This window comes from Kitasatospora sp. NPDC091276, assembly GCF_040684355.1.
GTDB lineage: Bacteria > Actinomycetota > Actinomycetes > Streptomycetales > Streptomycetaceae > Kitasatospora.
Window position 1 is genome coordinate 1 of the sequence record NZ_JBFBFU010000020.1, and the last position, 10,035, is coordinate 10,035.

Below are 10,035 nucleotides of genomic sequence, written 5' to 3' on the forward strand. Positions count from 1 at the left end.
CAGTGGGCGGGCCCGGGCAAGACCGAGAAGAACGTCGTCGGCATGCCGCTGATGCCGGTCTACATGGCCAAGGCCGGTGGCTTCTTCTTCCTGGTCTTCGGCCTGATCGCCGCCATCTCGGCGATCGCCACCATCAACCCGATCTGGGCGTACGGCCCCTACCGCCCCGACCAGGTCTCCACCGACGCCCAACCCGACTGGTACATGGGCTTCTCCGAAGGCCTGATCCGCGTCATGCCGGGCTGGGAGGTCGGCCTGTGGGGCCACACCCTGAACCTGGGTGTCTTCATCCCGCTGATGATCTTCCCGCTGGTCCTGGTCTCGATCGCGGTCTACCCGTTCATCGAGGGCTGGATCACCGGCGACAAGCGCGAGCACCACATCCTGGACCGCCCGCGCAACGCGCCCGTCCGCACCGCGCTCGGCGCCGCCTGGATCAGCCTGTACCTGGTGCTGCTGGTCGGTGGTGGCAACGACCTGTTCGCCACCCACCTGCACCTGTCGATCAACTCGATCACCTACTTCGTCCGCGTCGGCTTCTTCGCGGTGCCGGTCATCACCTTCATCGTCACCAAGCGCTGGTGCCTCGGCCTCCAGCGCCGGGACAAGGAGAAGGTGCTGCACGGCCGCGAGACGGGCGTCATCAAGCGCCTGCCGCACGGCGAGTTCGTCGAGGTGCACGCCCAGCTGCCGCAGAAGGACCTGTACAAGCTCACCGCGCACGAGCAGGTCCAGCCGGTCGAGCTGCCGGCCCAGACGGACGAGAACGGCGTGGCCAGCAAGGCCGGCCTGCTCGGCCGCACCCGGGCCAAGCTGTCCCGCGGCTTCTACGGCGGCGGCGCCCAGATCCCCAAGCCGACCTCCGAGGAGCACCACGAGATCACCAGCGGCCACGGCCACCACTGATCCCGTACGCCCCGCAGCGTCACACCCGAGGGCCGCTGACCAGAGTTCTTCTGGTCGGCGGCCCTCGGGCTTTCCCGTCCCCCGTCCGCACCCTCCAGGAGCTCCCGTGCAGCTGTCCGTCGACCCCGCCGCCGCCACTCCCCCGTACGAGCAGATCCGGGCCCAGATCGCCGAGCGGGCCCGTTCCGGCGAACTGCCGACCGGGCTGCGGCTGCCCACCGTCCGGGCCCTGGCCGAGGAGCTGGGGCTGGCCGCCGGGACGGTCGCCCGGGCGTACCGGGAGCTGGAGGCGGACGGCGTGGTGGAGACCCACGGCCGGCGCGGCACGCTGATCGCGGCCACCGGCGACACCGCGCACCGGCTGGCCGCCGCGGCCGCCGCCGAGTACGCCGAGCGGGCGACCCGGCTCGGGCTCCCGCGGGCGGACGCGCTGGCCGCCGTGGACGCCGCCCTGCGGCTGGCCTACCAGGAGGCCTGAGAAGGCGCTCCAGGGGCCCTCAGGCCTCCGGACGGATCATCCCCGAGGCGTGGGCCTGGGAGGACGGCGCGGTGGTGCTGACGGGCTGTCCGAGGGCGCTGTGCTTGACCCAGTCCGTCCAGGAGATGTTCCAGTCCCCGAAGCCGTTGCCGAACGGCTCCATGGTGGCGCCGCGGCTGTTCACCACCGTCACCAGGTCCCCCACCCTGGTGTTCTGGAAGAACCACTTGGCGTTCTCGGTGCTCATGCCGGTACAGCCGTGGCTGACGTTCTCCAGGCCCTGCGAGCGGACCGACCAGGGCGCCGCGTGGACGTACTCGCCGCTCCAGGTGACGCGGGTGGCCCACTCCACGTTGAGGTCGTAGAACTCCGAGCTCCCGGCCTTTATCCCGATCGTCTCGCCGTTCATCCGGACGGACCGCTCCTGGCCGAGCACCACCTTGACGCCGTTGCGGGTGTCGAAGCCGGGCTTGCCGGTGGTCACCGGGATGCTCCGGACCAGCTCGCCGTCACGGCTGAGGGTGAGCACGTGGGCGGCCGCGTCGACCACCGTCTCGACCCGGGCACCGATCCGCAGGCCCAGCGTGCTGCGGTCGCCGCCGTAGAGGCCGTCCTCGATCCGGACGCCGGTGCCGTCGAAGGCCAGCGAGACGGTCGTCCCGGCCGGCCAGTACTCCTGCGGGCGGAAGTGCAGTTCCTTGTCGCCCACCCAGTACCAGGCGCCGGTGACGGCGGGCTGGGAGCTGACGGTCAGGACGCGCTCGACCTCCTGGCGGGCCTGCGGGTCCTGCACCGCCTCGGAGAGCTGCACGGTGAGCGGCTGGCCGACGCCGTAGATGCCGCTGCCGGAGGAGTCCGGGCCCAGCTTGGCGGTGAGCAGGCGCTGGGCGGCGAGGGTGCTGAAGTCCGCCGTGGTGTCGCCGCGGCCGCCCTTGCCGTCGTCGGCGGCGATCCGCACCGAGTAGTCGGTGTCGGCCTTCAGCCGGCCGGTGGTCTGCCAGCTGTGCTGGTCCTCGGCGAGCTGACCGGCCACCACCCGGCCGTCCGGGCCGGTCACGGTGACGTCGGTGAGCCGGCTGCCGGGCACGGACGTCACCGTGACCGGCTTGGAGGGGTCGACCTTGCCCCCGCCCTCGGCCGAGAGGTGGACGAGCGCGGCCGCGTCGATCCGGTGGGGGCCGACCGCCTCGCCGCCGCCGGACGAGCAGGCGGCCAGCGGGGCCAGTACTGCGAGGGTCAGCGAGATGCCGCCGATACCTGCGATTCCGCGCCTGTCGGCCATGAAACGCCTCCGAGGGTCCGCACGATTGCTCAGATCGTAGGAACGAGGCTGGCCGAAGCGACATCGGAGCGACCCCGCGTTCACCCGGGTGAGTGGTTTCGTCACCCTGGAGACGCAACGGGGCCGATCCTCCCCGTGCGGGAGGACCGGCCCTGTCGCCGTCGGCGGAACCCGGGAACCTACTGGTTCTGGTTCTCGCCCCGGTAGAACTCGAAGACCCAGCCGAAGAGGCCGATCAGGATGATCGGGATCGACCAGAACAGCAGCCACCAGCCGAAGATCACTCCGAGGAACGCCAGCGAACCGCCGATCGCCAGGGAGAGCGGCTGCCAGCTGTGCGGGGCGAAGAAGCCCAGCTCGCCGGCGTCGTCCGCCACCTCGGCCTCGGGGTTGTCACCCGCGCCGCTGTCCACCCGGCGGGCGGTGAAGGCGAGGTAGTACCCGATGAAGGCGCAGAGCGCGAAGGCGAGGAACAGCGCCGTGGTGCCGGCCGCCTCGATCCCGTGCTCCGAGTGGTTGGTCCACAGGCCGTAGGTGACGGCCATCGCGAGGACGAAGACGGCCAGGCCGAGGAAGATCTTTCCCTGTTCCTTCATCAGACGTCGCCCTCCTTCTTGCCCTTGTCCAGCTTCGGGGCGTCGTACTTCGCCGGGGTCACGCCGGCGAGGTGCTTGGCCGGCTCACCGTGGTTCTCCAGGTAGTCCAGCGCGGCGATCTCCGGGTGGTGGAGGTCGAAGGCCGGGGATTCGGAGCGGATCCGGGGCAGGGTGAGGAAGTTGTGCCGCGGCGGCGGGCAGGAGGTCGCCCACTCCAGCGAACGGCCGTAGCCCCACGGGTCGTCGACCTCGACCTTCTCGCCGTACTTGGCCGTCTTCCACACGTTGTAGAGGAACGGCAGCATCGAGGCGCCGAGCACGAACGACCCGATGGTCGAGACGGTGTTCAGCGTGGTGAAGCCGTCCGAGGCCAGGTAGTCGGCGTAGCGGCGGGGCATGCCCTCCGCGCCGAGCCAGTGCTGGACCAGGAAGGTGGTGTGGAAGCCGAAGAACAGCGTCCAGAAGGTGATCTTGCCGAGGCGCTCGTCCAGCATCTTGCCGGTCATCTTCGGCCACCAGAAGTGGAAGCCGGCGAACATCGCGAAGACGACGGTGCCGAAGACCACGTAGTGGAAGTGGGCGACGACGAAGTACGAGTCCGAGACGTGGAAGTCGATCGGCGGGGAGGCCAGCAGCACACCGGTCAGACCACCGAAGAGGAAGGTGACCAGGAAGCCGACCGTCCAGAGCATCGGCGTCTCGAAGCTCAGCGAGCCCTTCCACATGGTGCCGACCCAGTTGAAGAACTTCACACCGGTCGGGACCGCGATCAGGAAGGTCATGAAGGAGAAGAACGGCAGCAGCACCTGCCCGGTGACGTACATGTGGTGCGCCCACACCGTCACCGACAGACCGGCGATCGCGATGGTGGCCGCGATCAGGCCGGAGTAGCCGAACATCGGCTTGCGGCTGAAGACCGGGATGATCTCCGACACGATGCCGAAGAACGGCAGCGCGATGATGTACACCTCGGGGTGGCCGAAGAACCAGAACAGGTGTTGCCACAGCATCGCCCCGCCGTTGGCGGGATCGAATACGTGGGCCCCGAATTTACGGTCCGCCTCCAGGGCGAACAGCGCGGCGGCCAGGACCGGGAAGGCCAGCAGGACCAGCACGGCGGTCAGCAGGACGTTCCAGACGAAGATCGACATCCGGAACATCGTCATGCCGGGGGCGCGCATGCAGATGATCGTGGTGATGAAGTTGACCGCACCGAGGATCGTGCCGAAGCCGGAGAAGGCCAGACCCATGATCCACATGTCGGCGCCGACGCCCGGCGAACGGACCGCGTCCGACAGCGGGGAGTAGGCGAACCAGCCGAAGTTGGCCGCGCCGTTCGGGGTCAGGAAGCCCGCCACCGCGATGGTCGAACCGAAGAGGTACAGCCAGTACGCGAACATGTTCAGACGCGGGAACGCCACGTCCGGGGCGCCGATCTGGAGCGGCATGATCCAGTTCGCGAAGCCGGCGAACAGCGGCGTCGCGAACATCAGCAGCATGATCGTGCCGTGCATCGTGAACGCCTGGTTGAACTGCTCGTTCGACAGGATCTGGGTCCCGGGACGAGCCAGCTCGGCGCGCATGACCAGCGCGAGGATGCCGCCGATCAGGAAGAAGGCGAACGACGTGCCCAGGTACAGGGTGCCGATCGTCTTGTGGTCGGTGGTGGTCAGCCACTTGATGATGGTCGAACCCGGCTTGCGGGTCCGCTGCGCCCCGACCGTGACGGCCCCGGCGCCCCCGCCGGCCGCGGCGGGCTCGTTGAGGATGGTCACTTCTCTTCACTTCCCATGGTCGTGATGCCGGAGGGCAACGCGCCGGTCTGGCCCTTGGCCCGGAGGTCCGCCAGGTGCTTGTCGTAGTCGGCGCGGTCGACGACCTTGACGTTGAACAGCATGCGCGAGTGGTCGACGCCACAGAGCTCCGCGCACTTGCCCATGTACTCGCCCTTGACGGTGGGGGTGACCTCGAACCGGTTCACCACGCCCGGCACGACGTCCATCTTCATCATGAAGTTGACGGGCCAGAAGTCGTGGATGACGTCACGCGAGGTCAGCCGGAACTGCACCGACTCGTTAACCGGCAGCCAGAGGGTCGGAACCTCCTTGGGCGTACCGACGTCGTACGCGGCGTCCTTGTTGGCCGGGTCGGGGTTCTCGGTGTTCTCGTAGTTGAACGCCCAGCTCCACTGGAAGCCGACCACGTTGACCGTGTGCTGCGGCTTCTCGGAGACGGCGATCAGCTTCGACTCGTCGCGGGCGACGAAGTAGAAGAGCACCGACACGATGATGATGGGGACCGCGGTGTAGAGCGCCTCGATGGGCACGTTGTACCGGGTCTGCGGGGGGACCTCCACGCCGGTGCGGCTGCGCCGGTGGAAGATCACGCTCCAGATGATCAGACCCCACATCAGTACGCCGACCACCAGAGCCGCGATCCAGGAGCCCTGCCACATCTGGAGGACCATCGGCCCTTCCTTGGTGACGGGGCTCGGGAGGCCAAGCCTGGGGAGGTCGTTGGCCGAGCAGCCGGTGGCGGTCGCGATGACGAGGCCCAGTGCCAGCGCCTGAGGCAGCTTCCGCCGCATCGTGCGCCGCGGCGAGCGGTCGGAGCCGTTGGGACTCACGTAGCGCCTTCCCGAAGTCTCGCCCGCCTTCGCGTCGCCCCGCGGAGGATTGTGAGCCTCCCCGGCGACCCGTCCACGGGCACGGTTTGAATGCTTATGCGGGCCAAACCCTACTCCAGCCTTATGCGCTCCTGACGGGCAGCCCCCGGTAACGCGCCGCCCGGTCGCCCGATCAGGCCCGGCAGGGGCTGCGCCGCAGGTCATCGTAGGCATTCGAGGTCCTTACGCCCGATCGGGGGATGACCTCGAACTACGCGGGTGACGGTCCGTCGGACGCGGACGAAGCGGACATTCGGGGTGATCGACTGACGGCCGGTAAGCGACGTCGTCGGACCGGAAAGCCTCCGGGTGTGTCGTTAAATGTGACCGTGTACTTCGATGCGGCCTCGACGGCCCCGCTGCACCCCGTCGCACGACAGGCGCTGACCGCCGCCCTGGACGAGGGCTGGGCCGATCCGGCCCGGCTGTACCGCTCCGGCCGGCAGGCCCGGATGCTGCTGGACGCCGCCCGCGAGACGGTGGCCGAGGCCCTGGGCGCCCGGGCGGACGAGATCGCCTTCACCGCGAGCGGGACGCAGGCGGTGCAACTCGGCATGCTGGGCGCGCTGGCCGGCCACCGGCGGCGCGGCGGCCACCTGGTGCACTCGGCGGTCGAGCACTCCAGCGTGCTGCACGTCGCCGAACGTCAGGAGGCGGGCGGCGGCACCGTCTCGGTGGCGCCGGTGGACCGCGGCGGCCGGGTCGACCCGGACGTGTTCGCCGCGCTGCTGCGCGCGGACACCGCGCTGGCCGTCCTGCAGAGCGCCAACCACGAGGTGGGGACGGTCCAGCCGGTCGGCGAGGTCGCCGGACACTGCCGCGAGGCCGGTGTCCCGCTGCTGGTCGACGCGGCGCAGAGCGTCGGGCGGGTGGACGTCCCGGCCGGCTGGTCGCTGCTGACCGCCAGCGCGCACAAGTGGGGCGGGCCGCCCGGCGTCGGGGTGCTGGCGGTGCGCAAGGGCGTGCGGTACGCCTCGCCGCTGCCGGCCGACGAACGCGAGGGCGGGCGGGTGCCCGGCTACGTCAACGTCCCGGCGATCGTCGCCGCGGCCGCCTCGCTGCGGGCCGTCCGGGCCGAGGCCGTGCGGGAGAACGCCCGGCTCCACGCGCTGGTGGAGCGCATCCGGGCCCGGGTGCCGCAGCTGGTGCCCGAGGTGGAGGTGGTCGGCGACCCGGTGCGGCGGCTGCCGCACATCGTCACCTTCTCCTGCCTGTACGTGGACGGCGAGGTGCTGCTCACCGAACTGGACCGGGCGGGCTTCGCGGTCTCCTCCGGCTCCTCCTGCACCTCCTCCACCCTGACGCCGAGCCATGTGCTGGCCGCGATGGGGGTGCTCACCGAGGGGAACGTCCGGGTCTCGCTGCCGCCCGGGACGGCCGAGGCCGACGTCGAACGCTTCCTCACCGTGCTGCCGGAGCTGGTCGCCGGCGTCCGGGCGCCGCTCGGGCTGGACCTGCCGGCCCCGGAGCCGGAGCCGGCGGCCGGGCCCCTGCTGGTGATCGACGCGCTGGGCAAGCGCTGCCCGCTGCCGGTCATCGAGCTGGCGAAGCGGATCGGCGAGGTGCCGGAGGGCGGCACGGTCGCCGTGCTCGCGGACGACGAGGCGGCCCGGCTGGACATCCCGGCCTGGTGCGGGATGCGCGGCCAGGAGTACGCGGGCGAGGCCCCGGCCGCCGACTACGGCGGCGACCGGGGCTCGGCCTACCTCGTCGTCCGACGGACTACTTGACCAGGTGCGCGCGGATGTCCGCGGCGGCCTCGGCGCCGTAGGCGTCCTCGAAGCGCTTCAGGAAGGCGGTCGGGCGCAGCTCGTACTCCTGGGTGCCGACGGTCTCGATCACCAGGGTGGCGAGCATGCAGCCGAGCTGGGCGGCGCGCTCCAGGTCGAGCTGCCAGGACAGGCCGGTCAGGAAGCCGGCCCGGAAGGCGTCGCCGACGCCGGTCGGGTCGACCTTCGCCTCCTCGGCGGCGCAGCCGACCAGGATCGCCGCCTCGCCCTTGCGCTCGATCCGCACGCCCTTGCTGCCCAGGGTGGTGATCCGGGTGCCGACCCGGGTGAGGATCTCCTCGGCGTCCCAGCCGGTCTTGCTCTCGATCAGCGCGGCCTCGTACTCGTTGGTGAAGAGGTACGCGGCGCCGTCGACGATGTCGCGGATGTCGTCGCCCTCCAGGCGGGCCAGCTGCTGGGAGGGGTCGGCGGCGAAGGCGAAGCCGCGGGTGCGGCACTCCTGGGTGTGGCGGACCATGCCCTGCGGGTCGTCGGCGCCGATCAGGACGAGGTCGAGGCCGCCGACGCGGTCGGCGATCGGCTTGAGCTCGATGTTGCGGGCCTCCGCCATGGCGCCGGTGTAGAACGAGGCGATCTGGTTGTGGTCCTCGTCCGTGGTGCACATGAAGCGGGCGGTGTGCCGGGTCTCGGAGATGTGGACGGAGTTGCAGTCCACGTTGTTGCGCTCCAGCCAGCTGCGGTACTCGGCGAAGTCCGCGCCGGCCGCGCCGACCAGGATCGGGCGCAGCCCGAGCACGCCCATGCCGAACGCGATGTTCGGCGCGACTCCGCCGCGGCGGATGTCCAGGGTGTCGACCAGGAAGGACAGCGACACGGTGTGCAGCTGCTCGGCGACGAGCTGGTCGGCGAACCGACCGGGGAACGTCATCAGATGGTCGGTGGCGATCGAGCCGGCGACGGCGATACGCACGGGAGGTCTCCTCAGGATGGCTGCGGGGCCAACGGGCAAGCACGGGTGAACCCACACACGGTACCGGGCTCGGGGCGGGCGGCAGCAAGACCGCCGCAATCCGCCGGCCCGCAGTGCCATCGTGGCACCCGTCACCGTCGAACGTGTACTACCTCCGGGTAGCACTGGTGGGTGGGCCGAACCCCGGCCTAGGGTCGGCAGCAGGGGCCCCGCCGAGCCGGGCGGGCCCCGTCGTCGACCGTGGCAGTGCGGCCACGGCCATGGATCGGAGCGATGCCCGATGATTCCCAGCCACGCCCCGCTGCCCGCCCTCCGGACCGAAGCCGACGGCGAGAGCCTCGACGCGCTGGTGAGTTCGTCCCGGCGGCTGCGCCGGTTCTGGCCTCTGCTGGCGACCGGTCCCGAGCCGGCCGCGCCCGCCCGGGAGGGGTTCCGGGTGCCGTCCGACGCGCAGCGGCTGGTCGCCGGGATGGCCGAGTACGGCATGTGACCCGGCGCCCGCCCCGGCCCGGGGCGGGCGGAACCGAAGTGGAACCGGATCCGACCGGGTCACGTCACATCCGCGCGGAGCGGCCGAGCGGGCGGCACCGCTGAGCCCTCGGGAGGATGTGCAGATGGACCTGGAGACGATGCCCCGGCGCGGTCGGCGGGCGGTGGCCCTGGCGGGCCTGGCGCTGGCGGCGGTGGTGACGGTGGCCGGGTGCAACGGGGACGGCAAGACCTCGTCGGACTCGGCGGCGGGCGGCGCGGCCACGACCTCGGCGGGCGCGAGCGCCTCCCCGGAGGCCCCGGCGTCCTCCGGCGCCCCGTCCGCGTCGGCTCCGGCGGCGAGCCCGTCGGCCACGTCGGACCAGCCCGGCCAGACGCCGCCGACCAAGTGGGCCCCCACCGCGGCCTCGCCCGCCCCGGGGCAGCCGTCGACGGCCGGTTCCGGGGGCACTCCCCCGGGCCCCGGGATCGCGGTGGGCGAGCCCGACCCGGCCGGGTCGGGGGCGCGCCCGGCGGTCTCCTACCGGGTGGACGGCAGCAACGGGCTGACCGTCTACTTCTTCGGCGGGGTCTGCCAGAAGTACGCGCTGAAGGCGGACGAGTCGCACCCCGGCCGGGTGGACGTCAGGATCGTGGTGGCGGCGCCGGTGCAGCCCGGGCAGGTCTGCAACGCGCTGGCCAAGCGGCAGTCGGTGTCCGCCGATCTGCGCTCGCCGCTGGCCGGGCGGACGGTGACCGACCAGTCGAGCGGCCAGAACGTGCCGCTGGAGGCCGATCCGCATATGGGCCCGGACCCGGTCACTCCGGACGTCGCCGGCCAGTAGCCGCGACAACGGTGCGGAACGCGGAGGCGGGGCCCCGGGGGCACGGCGACGGCGCTCGCGGCGACGCCGCCCGCCCCGGACCCGTGCGGCGCGGC

General features: G+C 71.4%; 10 protein-coding genes. 5 read left to right on the forward strand and 5 right to left on the reverse strand.

What is annotated here, in order from left to right; all coding sequences use genetic code 11:
- Both AB0O19_RS24110 and AB0O19_RS24115 read left to right on the forward strand, forming a co-directional pair.
- Window positions 1-906: cytochrome b N-terminal domain-containing protein (locus AB0O19_RS24110; RefSeq protein WP_363622243.1), on the forward strand; the 906-nt coding region annotated here is incomplete at its 5' end.
- Between the two features lie 106 nt (window positions 907-1,012).
- Entirely contained in the window at window positions 1,013-1,384 is a 372-nt protein-coding gene (locus tag AB0O19_RS24115) for a GntR family transcriptional regulator (RefSeq protein ID WP_063347288.1), read from the forward strand.
- 19 nt (window positions 1,385-1,403) lie between these two features.
- On the opposite strand, the gene AB0O19_RS24120 is transcribed toward AB0O19_RS24115, so the two are convergent.
- The 4 genes from AB0O19_RS24120 to coxB form a co-directional block, all read right to left on the reverse strand.
- A complete protein-coding gene (locus tag AB0O19_RS24120) occupies window positions 1,404-2,666 on the reverse strand; it encodes an Ig-like domain-containing protein (protein WP_363622245.1) in 1,263 nt (420 codons plus the stop codon).
- 179 nt (window positions 2,667-2,845) lie between these two features.
- On the reverse strand, window positions 2,846-3,262 hold the full coding sequence (locus tag AB0O19_RS24125) for a cytochrome c oxidase subunit 4 (RefSeq protein ID WP_063347290.1): 417 nt from the start codon (window positions 3,260-3,262) through the stop codon (window positions 2,846-2,848).
- Complete coding sequence (gene ctaD, locus AB0O19_RS24130) at window positions 3,262-5,037, reverse strand: cytochrome c oxidase subunit I (protein WP_063347291.1); 1,776 nt, start codon at window positions 5,035-5,037, stop codon at window positions 3,262-3,264. Before ctaD ends, AB0O19_RS24125 begins: the two co-directional genes overlap by 1 nt.
- Entirely contained in the window at window positions 5,034-5,888 is an 855-nt protein-coding gene (coxB, locus tag AB0O19_RS24135) for a cytochrome c oxidase subunit II (protein WP_350886343.1), read from the reverse strand. The genes ctaD and coxB overlap by 4 nt, the downstream gene beginning before the upstream one ends.
- Before the next feature lie 368 nt (window positions 5,889-6,256).
- Between coxB and AB0O19_RS24140 the strand changes: the two genes are divergently transcribed.
- On the forward strand, window positions 6,257-7,657 hold the full coding sequence (locus AB0O19_RS24140) for an aminotransferase class V-fold PLP-dependent enzyme (RefSeq protein WP_363622247.1): 1,401 nt from the start codon (window positions 6,257-6,259) through the stop codon (window positions 7,655-7,657).
- Here AB0O19_RS24140 and AB0O19_RS24145 read toward each other — a convergent pair.
- Entirely contained in the window at window positions 7,650-8,627 is a 978-nt protein-coding gene (locus AB0O19_RS24145; RefSeq protein WP_363622249.1) for a carbohydrate kinase family protein, read from the reverse strand. The genes AB0O19_RS24140 and AB0O19_RS24145 overlap by 8 nt on opposite strands.
- Before the next feature lie 280 nt (window positions 8,628-8,907).
- Between AB0O19_RS24145 and AB0O19_RS24150 the strand changes: the two genes are divergently transcribed.
- Together AB0O19_RS24150 and AB0O19_RS24155 are read left to right on the forward strand one after the other, a co-directional pair.
- Window positions 8,908-9,117, forward strand: coding sequence for a hypothetical protein (locus tag AB0O19_RS24150; protein ID WP_363622251.1), 210 nt, complete (start codon window positions 8,908-8,910; stop codon window positions 9,115-9,117).
- Between the two features lie 124 nt (window positions 9,118-9,241).
- Window positions 9,242-9,940 (forward strand): hypothetical protein, encoded by a 699-nt coding sequence (locus tag AB0O19_RS24155; RefSeq protein WP_363622253.1) that lies wholly within the window; start codon window positions 9,242-9,244, stop codon window positions 9,938-9,940.
- Window positions 9,941-10,035: the final 95 nt, after the last annotated feature.